Annotated in this window: 19 protein-coding genes and 1 riboswitch; of the genes, 12 read left to right on the top strand and 7 right to left on the bottom strand. The window is 62.1% G+C overall.

Translation table 11 applies throughout. The features are described 5' to 3' along the window. Window position 1: 1 nt before the first annotated feature. From AruPA_RS03965 to AruPA_RS03935, 7 genes are all read left to right on the top strand, one after another. Complete coding sequence (locus AruPA_RS03965; RefSeq protein ID WP_265635255.1) at window positions 2–595, top strand: GNAT family N-acetyltransferase; 594 nt, start codon at window positions 2–4, stop codon at window positions 593–595. A gap of 161 nt (window positions 596–756) precedes the next feature. Then, window positions 757–866: riboswitch (guanidine-I (ykkC/yxkD leader) on the top strand. A 164-nt stretch (window positions 867–1,030) separates the two neighbouring features. Next, the gene (locus AruPA_RS03960; protein WP_265635253.1) at window positions 1,031–2,029 is read left to right on the top strand and encodes a fatty acid desaturase; all 999 of its coding nucleotides are present in this window, start codon (window positions 1,031–1,033) and stop codon (window positions 2,027–2,029) included. After that, a complete protein-coding gene (locus AruPA_RS03955) occupies window positions 2,026–2,667 on the top strand; it encodes a cysteine hydrolase family protein (RefSeq protein ID WP_265635252.1) in 642 nt (213 codons plus the stop codon). Before AruPA_RS03960 ends, AruPA_RS03955 begins: the two co-directional genes overlap by 4 nt. Next, a complete protein-coding gene (locus tag AruPA_RS03950) occupies window positions 2,664–3,440 on the top strand; it encodes an N-acyl homoserine lactonase family protein (protein WP_265635251.1) in 777 nt (258 codons plus the stop codon). Before AruPA_RS03955 ends, AruPA_RS03950 begins: the two co-directional genes overlap by 4 nt. Continuing rightward, a complete protein-coding gene (locus tag AruPA_RS03945; RefSeq protein WP_265635250.1) occupies window positions 3,437–4,291 on the top strand; it encodes an ABC transporter permease in 855 nt (284 codons plus the stop codon). The genes AruPA_RS03950 and AruPA_RS03945 overlap by 4 nt, the downstream gene beginning before the upstream one ends. Then, window positions 4,288–5,109, top strand: coding sequence for an ABC transporter ATP-binding protein (locus AruPA_RS03940; RefSeq protein WP_265635249.1), 822 nt, complete (start codon window positions 4,288–4,290; stop codon window positions 5,107–5,109). Before AruPA_RS03945 ends, AruPA_RS03940 begins: the two co-directional genes overlap by 4 nt. A 31-nt stretch (window positions 5,110–5,140) precedes the next feature. After that, window positions 5,141–6,148, top strand: a complete 1,008-nt coding sequence (locus AruPA_RS03935) for an ABC transporter substrate-binding protein (protein ID WP_265635247.1) — start codon at window positions 5,141–5,143, stop codon at window positions 6,146–6,148. An 83-nt stretch (window positions 6,149–6,231) separates the two neighbouring features. Here AruPA_RS03935 and AruPA_RS03930 read toward each other — a convergent pair whose 3' ends face one another. The 4 genes from AruPA_RS03930 to AruPA_RS03915 are packed head-to-tail and all read right to left on the bottom strand — an operon-like array spanning window position 6,232 to window position 10,074. Further along, window positions 6,232–7,374, bottom strand: coding sequence for a hypothetical protein (locus AruPA_RS03930; protein ID WP_265635245.1), 1,143 nt, complete (start codon window positions 7,372–7,374; stop codon window positions 6,232–6,234). Window positions 7,375–7,395: 21 nt separating this feature from the next. Continuing rightward, window positions 7,396–7,647, bottom strand: coding sequence for an acyl carrier protein (locus AruPA_RS03925; RefSeq protein ID WP_265635243.1), 252 nt, complete (start codon window positions 7,645–7,647; stop codon window positions 7,396–7,398). A 22-nt stretch (window positions 7,648–7,669) separates the two neighbouring features. Next, complete coding sequence (locus tag AruPA_RS03920) at window positions 7,670–9,145, bottom strand: class I SAM-dependent methyltransferase (protein ID WP_265635242.1); 1,476 nt, start codon at window positions 9,143–9,145, stop codon at window positions 7,670–7,672. Continuing rightward, the gene (locus AruPA_RS03915) at window positions 9,142–10,074 is read right to left on the bottom strand and encodes an amino acid--[acyl-carrier-protein] ligase (RefSeq protein ID WP_265635240.1); all 933 of its coding nucleotides are present in this window, start codon (window positions 10,072–10,074) and stop codon (window positions 9,142–9,144) included. Before AruPA_RS03915 ends, AruPA_RS03920 begins: the two co-directional genes overlap by 4 nt. Before the next feature lie 409 nt (window positions 10,075–10,483). On the opposite strand from AruPA_RS03915, the gene AruPA_RS03910 reads away from it, so the two are divergent. After that, entirely contained in the window at window positions 10,484–10,945 is a 462-nt protein-coding gene (locus tag AruPA_RS03910; RefSeq protein WP_265635239.1) for a hypothetical protein, read from the top strand. Beyond that, the gene (locus AruPA_RS03905) at window positions 10,942–13,965 is read left to right on the top strand and encodes a glycosyltransferase (RefSeq protein ID WP_265635238.1); all 3,024 of its coding nucleotides are present in this window, start codon (window positions 10,942–10,944) and stop codon (window positions 13,963–13,965) included. Before AruPA_RS03910 ends, AruPA_RS03905 begins: the two co-directional genes overlap by 4 nt. A 351-nt stretch (window positions 13,966–14,316) precedes the next feature. Here AruPA_RS03905 and AruPA_RS03900 read toward each other — a convergent pair whose 3' ends face one another. Further along, window positions 14,317–15,465 carry a DUF563 domain-containing protein gene (locus AruPA_RS03900; RefSeq protein WP_265635237.1) on the bottom strand — a complete coding sequence of 383 codons (1,149 nt, stop codon included), beginning with the start codon at window positions 15,463–15,465 and terminating at the stop codon, window positions 14,317–14,319. 690 nt (window positions 15,466–16,155) lie between these two features. Between AruPA_RS03900 and AruPA_RS21690 the strand changes: the two genes are divergently transcribed. The 3 genes from AruPA_RS21690 to AruPA_RS03880 all read left to right on the top strand — a co-directional run bounded on the left by AruPA_RS21690 (window position 16,156) and on the right by AruPA_RS03880 (window position 18,207). Beyond that, a complete protein-coding gene (locus AruPA_RS21690; RefSeq protein WP_322784381.1) occupies window positions 16,156–16,905 on the top strand; it encodes a CatB-related O-acetyltransferase in 750 nt (249 codons plus the stop codon). Continuing rightward, window positions 16,902–17,483 (top strand): acyltransferase, encoded by a 582-nt coding sequence (locus tag AruPA_RS03885; RefSeq protein WP_265635235.1) that lies wholly within the window; start codon window positions 16,902–16,904, stop codon window positions 17,481–17,483. Before AruPA_RS21690 ends, AruPA_RS03885 begins: the two co-directional genes overlap by 4 nt. Before the next feature lie 130 nt (window positions 17,484–17,613). Further along, on the top strand, window positions 17,614–18,207 hold the full coding sequence (locus AruPA_RS03880; protein ID WP_265635234.1) for a hypothetical protein: 594 nt from the start codon (window positions 17,614–17,616) through the stop codon (window positions 18,205–18,207). 61 nt (window positions 18,208–18,268) lie between these two features. Here AruPA_RS03880 and AruPA_RS03875 read toward each other — a convergent pair whose 3' ends face one another. Continuing rightward, on the bottom strand, window positions 18,269–18,802 hold the full coding sequence (locus AruPA_RS03875) for a GNAT family N-acetyltransferase (RefSeq protein WP_265635232.1): 534 nt from the start codon (window positions 18,800–18,802) through the stop codon (window positions 18,269–18,271). Next, window positions 18,799–20,091, bottom strand: a complete 1,293-nt coding sequence (locus tag AruPA_RS03870) for an RsmB/NOP family class I SAM-dependent RNA methyltransferase (RefSeq protein WP_265635230.1) — start codon at window positions 20,089–20,091, stop codon at window positions 18,799–18,801. The genes AruPA_RS03875 and AruPA_RS03870 overlap by 4 nt, the downstream gene beginning before the upstream one ends. Between the last annotated feature and the right edge of the window lie 50 nt (window positions 20,092–20,141).

The following is a 20,141-nucleotide window of genomic DNA, read 5'->3' as shown; positions in this document are numbered from 1 at the left end:
AATGCTGGATTACGCCCGCGCCCGGCCCGGCGAAGCGATCGATCGGGTGATCGTCACCGTGACGTTCATGCGGCTCGACCGCAAGCCGCCGGTCGTGTGGCAGCCTCTGCCGGCCGGCGCCCTGATCGAACCGGCGCGCCGGCTGGATGTCGGCACCTACCGCGCCCTGTACGACCGCGTCGGCCAGCCCTGGCTGTGGTGGCTCCGCCGCATGATGCCCGATGACATGCTGGCCCGCCTGCTCGCCGACCCCGCAATCGCGGTCCATGTTCTCACCGTCAACGGCGAACCCGCCGGTTTCTTCGAACTCGACGCCACCTACTGGCCCGACATCAACCTCAGCTACTTCGGCCTCCTGCCCGACGCGATCGGCCAGGGCCTCGGCTTCTCCCTGCTCGGCGCCGCGATCGACCGCGTTTTCGCGGGCCCGGTGCGCGGCATGACCGTCAATACCTGCACCGCCGATCACCCCCGCGCCTTGCCAAACTATCGCCGCGCCGGATTTCGCATCACCCGCCAGGTCAACGAAGTCTGGGACATCCCCCAGAGACTCGGCTTTACTATTCCAGCGCATCTGCGTCCGGGCGCCGCATGATGCGCAACCGCCGCCGGATGCATCAGCATCGATGGCAAACAAAGTCATACGGTATATTATTACGGCATTCCTTGATTAGTTTGTAGTCACTTCCGATGGGCGCGCCCAGGCGGTGACCGATGTCCAGGGCCGTATCAAGAGTGGCACAAATCTTGCTCATCATCTTGCGCCGCTAGGGTTCCGGTCGGGTCAACGCCCGACGCTGGTCCGAGAGCGGCAGCCGTGCGGGAGACATCCGCCCGGTACACGGCGGGATAAAAGCCCGGGAGAGCGTTTTGATGCGAGGGGTCGCATTCGCTGTCCGTTCCGTTCCCCCCGCGTCATGTCGGACGGATGATTTGATCAGGGTGAACCGCGCATGATGTCTCGACCGTCAAGGACCACCCCCACCCATCACCACCGCGCGGCCGCGCCCGCCCGCCGGGGCCGGTCGGCATGATCTCGTTCCGCTACCGCGACGGCATCGCCCGCAATCTCGCAGCCCTCGCCTACGCGCTGTCCGGCTGGCTCGGCGGCATCGTGCTGATCACGCGCCCCCACCCGCTCGCGCTCCTCTGCGGCATTCTGCTGATTGCCCATGCGCTCGCGATCAGCGCCTATCTCATCCATGAATGCGAACACGGCACGATTTTCACCCGCACGCGCGACAACGACCGTCTCGGCAGCGCGCTCGCCTGGATGTCGGGCGCCTGCATCGCACCCTATGCCGGGCTCAAGGAAAAACATCTCCGCCACCATGCCGACCGGCTGGACGTCGTCAGTTTCGACTATCGCGGCGCGTTGCACGCTGCCCCCGCCTGGTTCCGCCGCACGATCCTCACGCTCGAATATCTCTACATCCCCGCTGTCGAATATCTCATGCGCGGCCTGATCATCCGCCAGCGCTGGCAGCGCGGCGGCACCGCCCGCGTCACCCTGATCGTGGTGCTCGCCCTGCGCCTTGCCGCCTTCGCCCTGCTCGGCGCCGCAGCCCCGCTCGCCCTGCCGGCCTACGCCATCGCCTACGCCATCTTCCTGCACATCCTGCGCTTTCAGGACGCATTCCAGCACACGTTCGATGTCTATCACGCGCCCGATCTCGCCGCCGCCCCGCCCGAACTGGTCCGCGACCGCGCCTATGAACAGCAAAACACCTATTCGGATGTGGTCAGCGCCGACCACCCCTGGCTCAACCTGCTGGTCCTCAATTTCGCCTATCACAACGCGCATCACGCGCGCCCGGCCGAACCCTGGTATCGCCTCGCCCGGCTGCACCGCAAACTCTACGCCGACGATCGCACCCAGGTCCTGCCGGTCCGCACCCTGCTCGCGAGCTACCACCGCCATCGCGTCACCCGCGTCATGGCCGCGCATTACGGCGAAGTCGCGCCCGATGGCGATCGCGCCCACGGCTTTCTCGGCGCCGTCGGCGTCTCCTTCCTCACCGCCTCATGATGCAGCACGCCGCCCTCGTCATCATCGACATGCAACGTGATTTCTGCTGCACGGGCGGCTACGCCGACCGCGCCGGGCTCGACATTGCCGCCCTCGCCCGCCCGATCGCACCGATCGCCCGCCTCGCCGCCCGCTTCCGCGCGGCCGGCCGCACCATCATCTACACCCGCGAAGGTCACCGCGCCGATCTGGCCGATTGCACCCCGGCCAAGCTGCGCCGCTCCACCGAAGCCGGCGCGCCGATCGGCTCGGCCGGCCCGCTCGGCCGCGCCCTGGTCCGCGGCGAATACGGCCACGGCATCGTCGATGAACTATCCCCCGCACCGGGTGACATCATCATCGACAAGCCCGGCTACTCGGCGTTCCACGCGACCGACCTCGACCACATCCTCCGCGCCCGCCGCATCGAAACCCTGGTCCTCACCGGCGTCACCACCGATGTCTGCGTCCACTCGACCCTGCGATCCGCGATCGATCGCGGTTACGAGTGCGTCACGATATCCGACGCCACCGCCTGCCACGACCCCGCCATCCAGCGCGCCATGCTCGGCTTGATCGCAGGCGAAGCCAACATCTTCGGCGCGGTCATCACGGCGGATGCGGTCTGCGCCAGGCTCGACCAACCGGTGCTCGCATGACCGCGGTGCGCCGCTTCTGGCCGCTGCTGACCGGCATCTATCACTACGATAAATCGATCTCTACCCGTAACATCGGCACCGGCACCATCATCGAGGCGCCGATCCTCGCCTATCTGATCGAAACCACCCAGGGCCGCATCCTCTACGACGTCGGCTGCGACTATCGCAAGATCGACGACCCGGTTCTGCGCGATCGATGCTACGGCGCCCTGGCCTTCCCGCCGCCCGCCATGCCGGCGGACCACCGCCTGCCCGCCCGCCTTGGCGCCCTCGGCCTCGATGCGCGCGACATCGATCTCGTCTTCCTCGGCCATCTGCATTTCGACCATGCCGGCGGCCTGCATGATTTCGCCCATGCCGATATCCACGTCCACGCCGCCGAGCGCGCCGCGGCCGCCGAACCCGGCGCGCGCGGCTATTTCACCGATGATTTTTCCGCCGCCTACCGCTGGCGCCTGCAACACGGCGATTACGATCTCGTCCCCGGCGTCACCGCCATCGAAACCCCCGGCCACACCGCCGGCCATATGTCGATGCTGATCGAACTGCCGCACGGCGCGCCCATCCTGCTCTGCGGCGACGCGGCCGACCTCACCGAAAACCTCGAGCACGAAATCGCCCCCGGCCTGTGCTACCGCGACGACGAAACCCTCGCCCTCGCCTCGATCCGCGCGCTGAAATCCCGCGCCTGCGCCTGCGGTGCCATACTCTGGCCCAATCACGACATCGATTTCTTCCGCGCGCACGACTGTTTTCCTCAGCACCTCGCATGACCGAACGCGCCAAAACCGTCAGCGCGCCACCCGCCGCGCGCGCCGCGACCCCCGAACCACAGGACCGCCGCGCGCCGCTCTGGGTGGTGCGCGGGCGGATGGACCGCGGCCGCTACATCGGCTTCGCCCTCGCCAGTTTCCTCGGCCTCCTGGTCGTCTGGGCCCTGATCGCCGCCGCCGGCACCATCAACCCGCTGTTCCTGCCCGGCCCGCTCGCCGTGGTGCGCGCGCTCGTCGCCTGGTGGCGCAGCGGCGATCTCTGGGCCGATATCGGCATCTCGGTCTGGCGCGTCATGGCCGGTTTCGCGCTCTCCGCCGTCATCGCCGTGCCGCTCGGCCTCTACATCGGCGCCTACCAGCCGGTCCGCGCCCTGTTCGAGCCGATCATGGAATTCGCGCGCTACCTGCCGGCCGTCGCCTTCGTGCCGCTGGTGCTGCTGTGGTTCGGCCTCGGCGAATCCGCCAAGATCGCCCTGATCTGGATCGGCACGTTCTTTCAGATGGTCCTGATGATCTCCGAGGATACCACCCGCGTGCCGATGGCGCAGATCGAAGCGGCCCGCACGCTCGGCGCCAGCAACGCCGAGATCATCCGCCTCGTCCTGTTCCGCTCCGCCATGCCCGCCATGCTCGATACGCTGCGCATCACGCTGGGCTTCGCCTGGACCTATCTGGTCGTCGCCGAACTCATCGCCGCCAATTCCGGCCTCGGCTTCGCCATCCTGCAGGCCCAGCGCTATCTGCAGACCGACAAGATCTTCGTCGGCATCATGCTGATCGGCATCATCGGCCTCATCACCGATCAGGTCCTCCGCCGCCTGCACAAACTCCTGTTCCCCTGGCTGCCATGACCGCAAGCGTCGTCCTGCAATCGATCACCAAAACCTTCCCCGGCGGCTTCGAGGCCCTCGCGCCGATCGATCTCGCCCTGGAGCCGGGCAGTTTCACCGCCATCGTCGGCGCCTCGGGCTGCGGCAAATCCACCCTGCTGCGCATCATCGCCGGGCTCGAGACCCGCAGCACCGGCCGCATCCTGATCGATGGCGAACCGGTCGCAGGCCCCGGCCGCGACCGCACCATGGTATTTCAGGACTACAGCCTCTACCCCTGGCTCACCGTGATGCAGAACATCCGGTTCTGCCGCACCCTCGCCGTCCATGCGCGGGGCGCGACCGATGCCGAGATCGGCGACGCCACCCGCCGCAGCGTCGCCCTGCTCAACCTGATGGGCCTCGCGCGCGTCGAACACGCCTACCCCAAACAACTCTCCGGCGGCATGCGCCAGCGCGTCGCCATCGCCCGCGCACTGATGGCCAGGCCCGCCGTCCTGCTGATGGACGAACCGTTCGGCGCGCTCGACGCCCAGACCCGCGAGGTGATGCACGACCTCATCCTGCACGTGAAATCCGCCGAAAGACGCACGATCATCTTCGTCACCCACGATGTCGAGGAAGCCATCTACCTCGCCGACCGCGTCGTCGTCCTCGCCCCGCACCCCGGCCGGATCGACTCGATCGAAGACATCCCCTTCACCGCGCGCCATCGCGACCTGCGGCTCGATCCCGCCTTCCTGTCGCTGAAACGCCGCATCACCGACCGGATCCGCGCCACCGCCGGCATGACCAGCGACCTCGATGACCTGAAATCCCTGACCGAACCGGCCGGATGACCCGGATGCTCAAACCCCAACGGAGGCTTGCTTGAAACAAATCCTGACCCGCAAACGCGGCACCATCGCCACGACCGCCGCCCTTCTGCTCGCGGCGACCACCGCCCTCACCCCGCTCCTCGGCACCGCCCGGGCCGCCACCACCCCGGTCACCTTCGCGATGAGCGCGTGGATCGGCTTCGCCCCGCTGTTCGTCGCCTCGCAGGAAAAATTCTTCGGTGCCTACCCGCTCAAATTCGTCCACATGGACAGCGGCATCAACGCCGCCGTCATCTCCGGCGCCGCCGATTCCGCCGATCTGTCGATGAACCAGGTGATCAGCGACCACCTCAAGGGTTTCGACATCAAGATCGTCATGCCGATCGACTATTCCAACGGCGCCGATGCCATCGTCGCCAGCAAATCGATCACCGCGATCGCGGACCTGCGGGGCAAGACCATCCCGCTCGACACCACGTCCTATTCCGAGCTTCTGCTCGCCTATGCGCTGCATCAGGCGAAACTCTCGCTGGCCGATGTCAGACCGACCAACATGCCCGCCTCCGCCGTCCCCGCCGCCCTGCTCGGCGGCCACGCCGAAGCCGGCGTCACCTGGGCGCCGCACATCCAGCTGATCACCGCCAACCCGAAATACCACGCGCTCTTCACCTCCGCCCAGGCACCCGGGCTGATCACCGATAATTTCGCGGTGAAAACCAGTTTCCTGAAAGCCCACCCCGGCGCCATACCCGCCATCATCAAGGGCTTCCTCAAAGGCACCGCCTACATCAAATCCCACCCCGCCCAATCCTACGCCATCATCGGCAAAGCCCTCGGCATCTCGCCGGCCGATGCCCGCGCGCAATACGCCGAGGTTATCAACCCGAGCCTCGCCGAAATGAAATACATGATGACCGGCAAAGGCAATCTCAAAATCATCCCCTACAAAACCAACGTCACCATGGTCCGCCAGCTCATGATCACCCAGGGCCAGATCAAACCCAGCCAGAAAATCGCCGAACCCTCTTTGTTCGATACCAAATTCGTGACCGCGGAATAATCACCCCCAGCGCCGCAACCCGTGTGACCACCACGGGTTGCGGCCGCGCCGGCCGGGCGCAAATGGTGCGTCACCACCGCGTCCTAAAGGCAGCAGCCCTCGAACAATCGGGGATTTCGGGTAAAGATCAGATCGCCGCTGTGACCCTCGATCGCCATCGCCACAGCGAGCGAACCGGAAGGCGGACATTTCGCCGTGGTCCAGACCGTCTGCCAACCCTCACGCATGCCAAGATCGGCATTCCGAAAGCTGACCGATGGCAAGCCGGCAAACAATACACCCACCGAATGGCCGCTGAACGCCTCGGTAATCCAGATTTCGAGCGAAGCGATATAGATCGTGTCCGGCATCAGGTCATCCACCCGGATGCTTGCGGTCATGGAATGGGGAAACCGTTGATCGGCCGACAACAGATAAAACCGGGTATCGGACGCCGGCGCCGCACCCGCCTGTCCCGACAGACGTATCCAATCCGGCCGGCCGGCAAGCAGGTTCGGCCGGTTCGCACGAACGAGACGCGGCAGCACCTCATCGGTGACGCCATCGAACACCATCGCATTGACGTTGCGGCAGATCGACAGCCATTGGTCGAGGCAGCCATTGAAACCGGTGCTGGCCATCGTCCAGAACCGCTCGATGTACCCGATGTACAATCGTTCCGAATGCCGCCTGACCGAACCCGGTCGGTTTCGCTCATCCGCAAGCGTCACCCATAACACGATACCCCGCCCATAGGCACCGATTGCATCGCAAATTGCCGTGACCTCCTCGAACGTCGAGTTGCCACCACGCACAAAGATGCGACGGGCCGATTCGAGCTCATGCAGAAACAGCCTCAGCATGAACGGCAACCGACGCTTCTGTTCCAGTTTCACGGCGTCCGGATCGGACGCACCGGCGTACTGACCGGTATGGAAGACAAACCCGTACGGCTCGATCCGGCAGAACCACTCGGGCGTTTTCGAATCCTGGAAAATCTCGATCGAGTCCGGTGCAGCGACCCCTTTGAAGCGTTCCGCCGCCGCACGCAGGAACGTCCCGGCCGGCGCCGAGGTAAACCGGAACAAGCTCAGCGGCTCGACACCGGCATGCCGCTGTACGAAGCCGAACTCGCAATCCGGCCCCAGACTTTCAAATCGGCGCAACAGCGCCGTATCGGTAATGTCGGTGAACGCTGGCAACGACACCCCGCCCGGCACACCGTCGCGAAAATCCTGCTCAAACATGGCGCGGCGGCGCAACGATCGTCATCGGGCAGACTGCCGCGCAACGACGGCATCGACCATGTCGCCGACGGTGCGCAACCTGTCGATATCGCTGACATCGAAGCGCATCGCGAACGCGTCCTCGATGTCCAGAATGATATCGACCATCCTAAGCGAGTTCCACGCGGGAACCATCTCCGGCCGGGTCCCGACCGTAATCGCCAAACCCGAGTCATTGAGATTGGCCCGCACAATCCGCGCGATCGCCGCCAGCACGGCCTCTTCATCGGTCACGAGCGCCTACCTCTCCGATCTGCTACAATGAAAAGTTGAAAACTTCATAAAGCGGCCCGTCCAGCCGCGCGGCGCGCGCAACCGGTAGAATGCTGGAAGGCAGCGCCGGCGCAGGCAAGGCGCGCGACAGACCGTCGAGCAGATCCGCACCCAGGCGTCGCAGGACCTGAAGTAACAGCGGCTGCGACGCATCAGTGGCCGGTCCCCCACCCATCGCAGCGCCGGCGCGATACGCCGACCGTCCGAACCAGGCGTCGTACCGCCCGTCGATCGCGCCGGGTGGCGCAAGGATCGCGCAGTGAAGGTTCCGCGCCGCCGCCATCGCCTCCAGATCGGCCGGATCAGCGACATCATCGCCGATACCATCGGCAGCTTCGATCCTGCCGCGCAGCGTCGCAACAATCGTATCTGCCGCTGCCTCACCGACCAGGTGCTGCGCGATCACATCGGACCGTATCCGTTTATTCGCGATGCCACGCACCACCACCGGCACGGGTCCCGGCGCTGCCAACCACGCCCTCAGTCCCGCCAATGTTTCTATTTCGATCGGCTTATCCATTTCGATCTCGATATCATCCTCTTCGGTCTTTCCGATCACCACGTCGTACCGGTAACGCGTCATTTCGGATGCACTGCGGCCCGATTTCAGGCGCGTACTCACGCGCGCGTGATGCTCCATCGCAAAGCCGTGAAAAAAACCCGGATCGATGACGAGTTCAGACTGGGCGAGCCACGCGGCGTGGATCGATCGGCGCAGCGCCGCGACATCACAGGCCTCCGCGCTGCGCGCGAGCGCCACCGCCGTGATGAACGACGGCAGGGTGCTCAGCAACCGCACATCGCCGATAAATATATGGCCCCCCGGCCGCAGCGCGCCCCAGGCATTGTCCAATACCTGACGCAAATAAGCCGCATCGGGGAAATACTGAACAACCGAATTCAGGATCACGAGGTCCGCGGACCACGCCGCACCGACTTCATGCGCCGGCGCATGAACCGTCTCGACATGCGCAAGATCGTCGCGGGTACCAAGCCATGCCCTCAGCTGCCGGATCGCGACCCCCGAAAGATCGGCGGCGCGATACGCCTCGCTGAACGGCGCGATCGCCTCCACGATCAGCCCGGTGCCACACCCGATTTCAAGCACACGCCGATGCCCGAGCGCCCGAAGCCGCCGCACCGTCGCGGCCAGCCAATCTTCCATATCGGCCTGGGAGATCGGCTCGCGCGTGAAACTGCTGGTCCAACTCACGAAGTCAGGTCGCGGCGCCGCATCGGGTTTGCGATAGGCCAAATCGTACGTCGTCTCCCAGCCGCGCAGCGCCCGCCGCGCCAGGGTCGCTGCATCGGCAACCTGGCCACGCAGCCAGCCTTCATCCGGGATCACAACGACCGCCGGCGGCGAGGCACCGTTGGCCGGAGGAACCGAAACGGCACCAACCCGCGGGTCGCCGCGCAGAATTCGCAAACTGTCCGCCAGCTGCCCCGTAGCCGTCACGCCAGCCGTCCGCCATGCGACACCAGCGCATCAACCAGCGGCGTCGGCCAGTCACGCGCGCGCACGCCATGATGCCAGAACACCGCGAGCGCCAGCCGCTCCAGACCAAACCCGACGCAGGCGGTGTGTGCCTGCGTCTGATCGTCGAGCGCAAGACCGAATGCCTGCGCCATCTTGTCGAGATGCAGGTTGAAACTGACGCACGCCGTCTCGCCCGATTCCGCGACCGAGGGTGTAACGAGTTCCAGTTTCAACGTCTGCTCGATCTGGCCGCGGATCAGGATCCGGCCGGTACGGCCAAAGAACGGATCATTCGCCGGCACGACGTCGAACGGTATTCCAAGCAGCGACGCCAGGTCCCGCGCGCGCTCCACCCACGCCGCCCGAAACGCCCGCGCACCCTCGGCGTGACCGATATACACCCGCTCATGCTGGCGAAACATCTGCTGCCGATTGGGGTCCTCCGACGGCTCACGCCGGAAGCAATAGCTGCATACGTCAAAGACCCGCCCAGCCGCCGCAACCGCGCCCCGCGCCGCCACCGCCGGGTAGACCGGGTAACAAGCCGCCGGCACCATCACGAGGTCACTGGCGCGTTGCTGGGCCGTCCAGTCGCCACCGGCATCATGGGTCCGCATCAGCACCCGATGATCCTCCTCGTCGCCGCAAAAACAATGAACCGTGCCGACAAGGTTGGGAAAATTCCGAAAATATCCGGAATCTTCGAACGATCCGCGTGCCATCAACGGCGGAAACCTCAGGAACTCGGCGCCATCGCCAGCGCCTGCCTCCCGGACCCAATGGCTGACGAATTCCGCCAGCCGTTCCATCAAAGCTCCGCGACCATAAAGTCCTGCCACGGTACCGGGGATCAAAATCCCCGCGCGAGCCAATGTCTCGATAAAATCGCGCCGCACAGACTGGTCCATCAACCGATCCAATATTTCAAAAGTGTAACGTAATACCACGAATACATAAAGCCACAATGTCGTAAACTTTTTTGTACATTGTTACAAGCTTGACATGTGGTCAAGGGCCGCGTCCCGCACCGCGCCATTTCGCATCCGCGCCGCGCAACACCGGATTCCGCAAAACCGAGCGCTCGTCGCGAAACCGCGCTTGACGCAGCAATACGAACTGTCTAAATTTTTTGTGAAAGGGAGGATTAAATCAAAGGATTAATCCAATGCATACCACATTACGCAACCATTTCATCTTTTCCTACATTGAAGTTAAAAATTCTACCATGCTCCCTGCATCGATGCCGCCGCTTCTTACTAACGGTCCCGTTGTTACGACCCTGATGGCATCAGGCGCCACAGGTCAGGGAGCACAGCAATGATCCCTCCCTTCGGATGCCTCCGTGGCGTGAAGCAATTTGGCGCGGAACGCAGCATCGAAGTTGTCGAAAGAAGACTGAGACAGCTCCTGACCCCGATACTGGAAACAGTCGATGTCAATGAAGAGTATTACAGAAAAATGAACCCCGACGTCGATGAAAAGATCAAAGCCGGCGAGCTGAAATCCGCGAAGGCGCACTACACCCTTGCCGGATACTATGAAGACCGTCTGCCCCGGCCGATTATCGTCGATGAAACCTGGTATCTGACCGAATACCCCGACGTGGCCGAAGCAGTAGCGCGCAAATATTTCATATCCGCAACACAACACTTCAACCTGGAAGGATTCCGTGAAGGCCGCCTGCCCGCCGCCGGCTGGACACTCGCGTCCGATCCCCCGCGCCCCAATGCCGTGCGCGACCCCTTCAGAGTTGACAAACTTTCGGGCGTCCCCGCTTGACCGTCTCCAACGGTCACGTCGACGGCTTCATCGGTCGCTACGTCAGCGGCTGGGCCCTGCCGCAATCCATCAACGACGCCTGCACCATCGAGATCCGCGCAAGCGACGGCGCGCGTCTCGCATCCGGCAGCGCCCGGCGCGACCGGCCGGATCTCGCGCCGCTGGGTCTCGGCCGCATCGATTTCGGCTTTCGTATCCTCCTCGATGATTTCGGGCACGGTCCGCTGATCCATATCCTCGCCGATGGCGTCGAGCTGCCCGGCTCACCCCTGCAGATCGGCGATGACATCGTCGATGGCTATTTCAAAATCCTCGAAGACCGCGTGGTCGGCTGGGCCTGCCGCCGCAGCGATCGCACCGGCCCGCTCGACCTCACCTTCCGCACCACCGACCGCGCCGCATCGCACACGCTGCGCGCGCTGCCGGGCGTGCACGATCAAGACCCCGGCTTTCAACCAGGCTGGTTCGACAGCCCCCTGCCGGACGCGTTTTTCAACCGTCCGGACCTGCACATCGAAATGCTCGCCGCCGGCCGCGTCTGCACCACCACAACCGCCAGCCTGCCCCTCACCGGCTTTCTCGATACCATCGCCCCCGATCATTGCGCCGGCTGGCTCCTCTGCCCCACCGCCCCCGGCCGCATGCTCGAAATCGAAGCCGTGATCGATGCCACCGTGGTCGGCTCGGCCGTCTGCTCCCTGCCCCGCAACGATTTGCGCGACACCTTCCCCGACAATTGGCAACGCGGGTTCTGGCTGAAACTCCCCGGCACCAGGCACCACCCCGCAGACCTGTCCCAACTGTCGCTCCGCCTCAAAAACAGCGCGATCGAATTATTCAACGGCCCCTTCGTCATCGGCAACCGCATCGCCTTCGTCGCCGCCGCCAAGCGTATCGCCGGGCGCATCCACACCGAAATGCCCGCCCTCGAACCAATGGATCGCGCCGTCTTCCAGACCATCATCCGCGACTATCTGGTCCAGGCGCGCACCGGTCCCGAACACCTCTGGCGGTCCGATCTCATCGCCGCCCGCCCGCAACCGAGCGATGCGATCACCGTCCTCATCCCGGTCTACGCCGGCGTCGACATCACCGAAACCTGCATCCGCCACGCCCTTGCCGACCTCGGCCCGAACGACACGCTCCTGATCATCGCCGACGGGCCACCCGAACCCGGCATGATGCCCATGCTCAACCAGTTCCGTACGGCGGAGCGCGTCGTCATCCTCGAAAACCCGGCCAACCTCGGTTTCGTCCGCTCCGTCAACCGCGGCCTCGATTATTGCAGGACCGGCGATGTCCTGCTCCTCAACGCCGATACCTGCGTCTTCCCCGGCACGCTCGATCGGATGCGCCGGGCCCTGCGCAGTGCAGACGACATCGCAACCGTCACCGCCCTCTCCAACAACGCCACCATCTTTTCCTACCCCCACCCCACCCTCGCGACCACCGCCCTGCCCGACATCACCTGGCCCGAGCTCGCCCGCCTCGCCGCCGACCTCAACCGCGACCAGATCATCGATGTCCCGACCGGTCACGGCTTCTGCATGCTCGTCCGCCGCGAAATCCTCGATCACGCCCAGCAGTTGAACACCGCCTTCGGCCGCGGCTACGGCGAGGAAAACGAGCTCTGCATGCGCGCGACCGATCTCGGCTTCCGCCACGTCGCCGCCACCGGCGCCCTGGTCGAACACCGCGAGAGCGTCTCCTTCGGCAGCGAGAAAGCCGATCTCATCAGCCGCAACCTCGCCATCCTCGGCGGCATCTATCCCGAATACACCCCCGTCATCATGGCCTTCGAGGCGGCCGATCCCCTGCGCGCCGGCCGCTGGCAGCTCGACATCGCCCGCCTCCGCCGCACCCGCGCCAACGCCGCGCAGCCAGGCCGGCGCTATGTCCTGATCATCGAAAACTGGCTCGCCGGCGGCACCCGCAAAGCCGCGGCCGATCTCGGTACCCTGGTCTCCTACGGCGCCCGCCACCCCATCTCCCTGCAATGCCAGGAAAACGGCACGCTCGTGCTCACCTGCCACGCCCCGCTCATCCGCGCCGTCTTCAATCCGGGTGACGAGCCCATGCTCCGCGCCATGCTCGATGCCGCCGAGATCGACCTGGTCCTGATCCACCAGCTGCTCGGCTTCACCGCTGCCGCCATCGAAACGCTCACCGAATGGGCCGCTCACCGCAAAACCATCTATTACGGCCACGATTTCTACCCCGCCTGCCCCCGCACCACCTTCATTGATGCCGCGGGTCAATTCTGTGGCGGCGGCACCCAGGCGGTCTGCGACCGCTGCCTGAAAATCGGCGGCAGCCACGAAGCGTCACGCCTCACCGCCCTCACCATCGATGATCACCGCGCCCTGTTCGGCCGCCTCTTCGCCAATATCACCAAAATCATCACCCCCTCGCACGATACCAAATCCTACCTCCAGCGCGCCTTCCCCACCGTGCCGATCCAGCCGATCCCCCACCCCACCATCCCGCACACCCCACCCGCGCCCATCCGCCAGGGTGCCAGCGACAACATCATCCTGCTCGGCGGCATCGGCCCGCACAAAGGCTCGCGCCAGCTGCTCGAAATCGCCCGAACCGCGCGCCTCAGCCACCCCCATCTCACCTTCACGATCATCGGCCATACCGACATCGATGACGATCTGAAACAACTGGGCAACGTCGCCATCCTCGGCCGCTACACCGCGGCAACCCTCCCCGGCCTGATCGACCGCGTCGGCGGCCGGCTCGCCCTGTTTCTCAGCGCCTGGCCCGAAACCTTCTCATACACCCTCTCCGAAGCCGTCAACGCCGGCCTCGTCCCCATCGTGCCGGACATCGGCGCCCCCGCCGAACGCATCCGCAACGCAGGCTTCGGCATCATCATCCCCTTCCCCGCCACCCCCACCGCCGTCCTCGCCGCGATCGACGGTTTCGACCCAACCCATAATTACCCCGAAGACGCGCGCGCCCGGTTCGCGGATACCGAATCCATAGCACTCCTCCAGGCTGAATTCGGCGTTTGAGGCATCCCTCGATGACCACGTCGCACAACCACTCCCTAACTTTTCTGCGGCAGTTGCAAGAATGCTGAGCGTCCGAATCGAGATAATAGGATGCTTATCTCGTGCCAATAGATTTTTAATATGAGGACGGGCGCGCAGGATAGGCCAAGCCTCTATCTCGCAGAACCTATCGAACAAAGCGAGCGTCAAAAGATTTAAGTTACCCTGAACAACTTTACGAGGCCAAATACTAAATTTCTATTGAATGCATGCCAATTAAAATTTCCGAAAAAAATATTTACAATTTTAAAATTCCCACCATCGAATAAATACAAGAGATATAAAAATTAATTTTCATCCAATGAAGCTGCTTTAAGATGATTCCATCTCGTCGATAGTAGCAAGCAGCAATTCAATATCGATGGTCATAACCAAATTACTGGTGTGCGTGGATGTTTCCGCTGGACTTTCAATACCAAAAATAAATCCATAGTCTAAATTCGATATTGCAGATAGACGTCTGTAGCACCAATTTTGATAAGAGGGATTGTGTAATTCGAGAATCTTAGTTCCTTCATTACAAAATCCAATATTCGTCAATCCTGCGCCGTGTTGGCCAACAACAAATCTTGCATTCGAAAATATAGTAATCTGTTCACGTAAAGACATTGAAGTAAGGGTAACAACTTGGAAACCACGAGATTCCAGCGCTGTCGCAATATCATGTTCATTACTAATTATTCTATTTTTTGTGTCCCGTCTGGATATAAATATTTTTTCAAAATGGTCGTAAGAAGGGTCTAAAAGCTCATGCCTTAACAAAAGCAGCATCTCGCGAACGAGAGGATGCGGCGTCAAACCAATAGAACGTTCCGGGATCGGATAAATTAGAGTATTTACAGAAATATGATCGCATAAGTCAGGTACCACATAAGGCATGGCAAGTATTTTTGTAATAGCTTCGACAGATTCAATATGAAAACTATCAGTGAGTGGTGGAAAAATTATCGTCGGCATTTTTCCATGGCTTTGTTCTAGAACTGTATCAATCATCTTCGGATGCAGTTTTGGCAAAAAAAGGATTAACCAATGATAATAATTTAAATTTATTCCGTGATGACATGAAATCGCATAGTCAATCATATAGTCGGGCGATTTATTTTCTAATATCCATCGTTTAGAATGTTCATCGACAAAAATTCGGCCTTCATAATAATAATTAGGGAAGTGTGACGTAGACTCAAGTATTACATATTTATCTATAGTTAAAATTCCATAGCACGTATGAATATGACAATCTTTTATTGTGTAAAATACGGGCTGCAGAATTTCGAACCCATCAATATCATAATCGTCACTCGTGGATATGCGCTCAAAGTCTTTCGATTTGACGCCAAATTTATTTGAATCAAGTGTAATCGATAAACTATCCGCATAGAATGTCGAAGAAATTCTTAGTGAATACTCCTGAAGATTTTGCACTTGCTCGAGATAACGGGACTCATACGTAATCTGATCCACTCAATATTTTCTTTCAACAAGAACGTTGCGTAGCCTCTTGTTCTTCTTACCTTCAATCGCGCGTCAGGTCCAGTTTTGGGAGCAATTCCAAGATCCGTTGAAGTCCATTTCGTATGCGCCCCCAATTTTTGGCCGGTCGAGGCAGGAGGCCGCAGGACCTCACATGGACGAATAGGCTGTAGTGTCGGTCAACGTGCCGAACCTATATCTGCGGTACACCGCGCTTCAGTGGAGAACGCCGGCACTGGCCATCTTCGGCTGTTGACGACTTTAGTTGGGATAACGTTGGCACGTTTTCACGTTTACGCTTTCCACCCGCACCGCCGCTGGCGCGGCGGAAGCACGTTTAGAGGCGATCCACCAATCGATGCGTCTGAGTTCGCTTCCATAATGTAACCTCACCCGACACGATGCCCGCGGCAGTTCGCCGTCCCCTTGGCATCTTTGGCAAAGCGTCACATATCGCGAAGAGAACAAACCGGGCGGGGTCGTCCAAATTTGCGCAACAAGCTCCAACTTGATTCCGGAATGCCCTCTTATTAAAGCGTATGGAAGCAAAAGTTTTGGACGGCGTAAGCGCTTCAGACAAGGCGTGCACGCAGCGACGGACTGCACCGCCCGCCTGGAACATAATACGCCCGACCACCAAAGGACAGGCGACCAAGGCCGTCCAATCAATGGAGAACAGATTTGCTGATCCAAATGACGCCCAGATTGCGCGATATTTTGCGACACAAGGGTGTCGAAGCGTTTCAGGGAGATGAAACGGGACTATCCGATCAAACTGTCTTTGAACCCCCTTGCAGCATCAAATGGATGAATATCGAGGATGGTGTTCGCATTGGAGCGTTCAGCTACGCCGTCAGCGGATTTTATTCAGGCGTCACTATTGGCCGCTATACGTCGATTGGCGAAAATGTTCAGATGGGTCGCGCGAGCCACCCTTTGACCTGGGTCAGCACCAGCCCCTTCTTCTATTTAAGAGAAAAGATATTCGAAGTCGGCGAGGGGTTCTCATCTGCGCCACTTTATCACGCTTACGGCGCACCAGACTGGCAGAACGCCGTCTCCACCCAGTTCAAACCAATCTCGATCGGCAACGACGTCTATATCGGCCACGGAGCCATGGTCATGCCGGGAGTCACGATCGGAGACGGCGCGGTTGTCGCCGCCATGGCCGTCGTCACCAAGAATGTGCCGCCCTACGCGATCGTCGGCGGCAACCCAGCCCGCATCATCCGCATGCGCCACGATCCCATCATCGCCGCGCAACTGCTTTTTATCCGCTGGTGGGACTACGCGCCCTGGCAATTGCAGGAGGTGGATTTCGCAAACCCGGCAGCCGCGATCGAAGGATTGAAACGTGTCGCTGAATCCGCGCCGATCTACGCACCTGAACCGGTCGTCATCGCTGACCTCTTGGCCGGCCCAACCGAATGACAATCACAATCGTCGACGAGGGGTCCAATAACGCCGTGCAGATACACCCCTCGGTCGAACAATCGGGCGATCTGCTGCTCACGCTGAAAGGGTCAAACATAGCCGTGCAGATCGGTGAGAACTGTACCTTCAGCGGGGCGACGATAACTATGGGGGACGCGTGTACTTTGGAGATCGGGCCAGCTTGCAGCCTCGCCGCCTTGGAAGTGCTCGCGAATGCAAACGGCTCGATCATCATCGGTGCGGAAACGAATTTCACATGGCACACCCGCCTCTACCTCCATGAGCCATCGCGGATTGTCATCGGCTCGAACTGCCTGATCGCCAGCGATACCCTGTTCATGACCAGTGACATGCACTCGATTCTCGACAGAACCAGCCGCAGACGCCTCAATCCGGCCCGGGACATCGTGGTGGATGACAACGTCTGGGTCGCATATCAGGCGAAGATCCTGAAAGGAGCCCACATCGGAGCGGGTTCGATCGTCGCACTTGGAGCGATCGTTACAAACAAAGTTCCACCCTGCACCTTGGTCGCAGGCCAACCCGCCAAAGTCATAAAACAGGATGTGACCTAGGATTTTACATTGGTCTGACAGCGCACGGTAGGCGGCAGGCATCGGTGCACCATCGGTCAGCCAGCGCTGCACCGACTTCAGCCGGAAAAAGCGCTTTCTCACCCCCCGCCCGCCGTGCTTATCTCCTGGGGTGCGCACCAAACCAACCCCGCTGACGATCTCACTCCTCGACCGCTTCGCCCTCATCATGGCGATGCTCGCCGAAATCGCCGTCCGGCAGGGCCACGCACAGCACCTGCCGGGGACCAAAATCATCGCCATCTGGCAGCGCCTCACCGGCATCGCCGCCCGCTTCGCCCGCGCCGTCCTGCGCGGCCCCACCCCAGGCCGCAAGCGCCCCACCCCAGCCAAACCCAGCCGCACCGAACGCCCATCCCTGCCTGCAGGCTTCGGCTGGCTCCCCCGCGTCTTCCCCGGCACCCACGACATACCCGCCGCCGTCACCTACCCCGCCCAGCAACTCCGCGATCTGCTCGCCGACCCCACCATGGCTCAGCTGATCGAAACCAACCCCGCCATCGGCCGCATCCTCCGCCCCCTCTTCGAAGCCCTCGGCCTCGAACGCCCCGCCATCCTCGCCATCCCCAAACCCGCAGCCGAGGCCAGGCCTGTCCCCATCGAGCACCCCCAACCAACCGGCACGATACAAATCGCCCCGCCGCCGGACCCCGTCACCATCCCGGACTGGAACCGGCAAAAATCAAGCCTCGCCGCCGCCGCCTGACCACGACCAATTTATTGCAAGTTCAAAATGAACTATGCGCGGTCTGATCTCGGCCCGCCCGTCAATCCACCAGCGCGTCGATCGGCTCCCACCGGTACGCGGTCTGGGCAACCCGCGTGCCGCCAACATCGATCATCCCATCGGCGGCGTGTTTCCCACCCATCCTGGCATAAAACCACCGCGCCGGATTGTCCGAAAGCACCCAGACGAACAACGAAGTGCACGATTTCGCGGCCAGATGCGCCGCAGCCGTGCGCATCAACTGCCGCCCCAGCCCACGCTCGCGAAAATCATCGAGCACATACAACGTCTCGACCTCGCCATCCGCCAGAGCCGCGCGCCGCCGCCGGGCCGTGACAAATCCAACCACCCGCACGCTGCCATCCGGCCCGGCATCCGAGCCCGACGCGACGGCAACATGCACCACTCCGCCGCTGCGAATCACCCGATCATAATAACCCGCCTGGCGCGGCGCCGACAGGCCGGTCAGCACCGGCTCGGGCAGCACACCGGCATAGGTACTCCGCCAGCTCGCGACATGAACCGCCCCGATACCGGCCGAATCCGCCGGCCGCGCCCGCCTGATCGTGATCATGCCGCAGCCGCGGCGGAACGCTCCATCCGGCAGGCAAAAAATCCATCGGTACCGTCCCGCGCCGGTGACAGCCGCAGATAATCCCCGCGCAGATACTCCGGAAACGTCCCGCCCACCGGCATCACCCGAAAACCCGGCTGGCGCTGCCGAAACGCGGTGATCTGATCCTCATTTTCGGCGGCGAGCATCGAACATGTCGCGTAAATAAGCGCCCCGCCGGGTTTGACCAGACGCTGCGCCTCATCGAGGATTTTTGCCTGTTTCGCCGTCAGCTCCACCAGATCGGTTTCGGTCAGACGCAGCCGCGCATCGGGGTTTCGGCGCCACGTGCCGGTGCCGGTGCAGGGGGCATCGACCAGAACCACATCGAATTTCCCGGCTTGGCGCTTGGTCCATTTATCACCCGGCTCAAGCAGATGGCGCTCGGCATTATGCACCCCGGCGCGGCGCAGGCGCTTGATCGCGCCATCGAGCCGGGGGGCGGAAACATCGCACGCGACGATATGACCCTTGTTTTCCATGGTCATCGCGAGCGCAAGCGTCTTGCCGCCGGCACCCGCGCAATAATCCGCAACGCGCATCCCCGGCCTCGCATCCGCGAGCAGGGCGACCAGCTGACTTCCCTCATCCTGGATTTCGACCAGACCATCCCGAAACGGTGCCGCCGTCGTCACGCTCTGGCGCGCCGCAAGACGGAGCCCCCACGGGCTGAGCCTGGTCGGTTCGGCCTTGAGTCTGGCCTTGGCGAGCAGACCGATGGCGTCCTCGCGGGTGGTTTTCAACAAATTGACCCGCATATCGAGCGGAGCCGGCTGCATCAGCGCATCGGATTCCGCCTCAAGCCGCTCACCGAACCGCGCCCGCAGTAGCGGGACCACGAAATCCGGCATTTCAAGGCGAATGCCGTCGCTCATATTGGGATGATCGAGCGTGTGCTTGTCGAGTTTTTCCAAGGCCCGGCGTTCATCATCATCGAGCGCCGGCGGTGCGAATCGCGAGCCGCCGAATTCGGCGGCGGCGCGGTGCACCGTGATGCCCCCGAGCACCATCAGCGCCAGCACCATCAGCCGCGGTGTCGGCACAGCACCAACCCGCTCGATCCACCAGCCAAGACGACGGCGTGCCCGCAGCACGCCCCAGACGGTCTCGCTGATATCGCGCCGGTCACCTCCACCAATGAAGCGGCGGGTACGAAGAAATTCATTGGCAACCGCATCGGCCGGGCGACGATCCGTTTCTATCGCCTCGAGCAGTTCAATCGCGGCTTGCAGGCGTCCGGCGGGGGTCAAGCTGGGGTCCTTTGGGTGGGGAGGAAGGAACCGTTTCTTTTTTTTAAAAA

Origin of the sequence: Acidiphilium sp. PA (assembly GCF_026191915.1) — a bacterium.
Taxonomy (GTDB): domain Bacteria; phylum Pseudomonadota; class Alphaproteobacteria; order Acetobacterales; family Acetobacteraceae; genus Acidiphilium.
The sequence above is the reverse complement of the archived record's forward strand: the minus strand, read 5'-3'. Positions and strand labels throughout refer to the sequence as shown.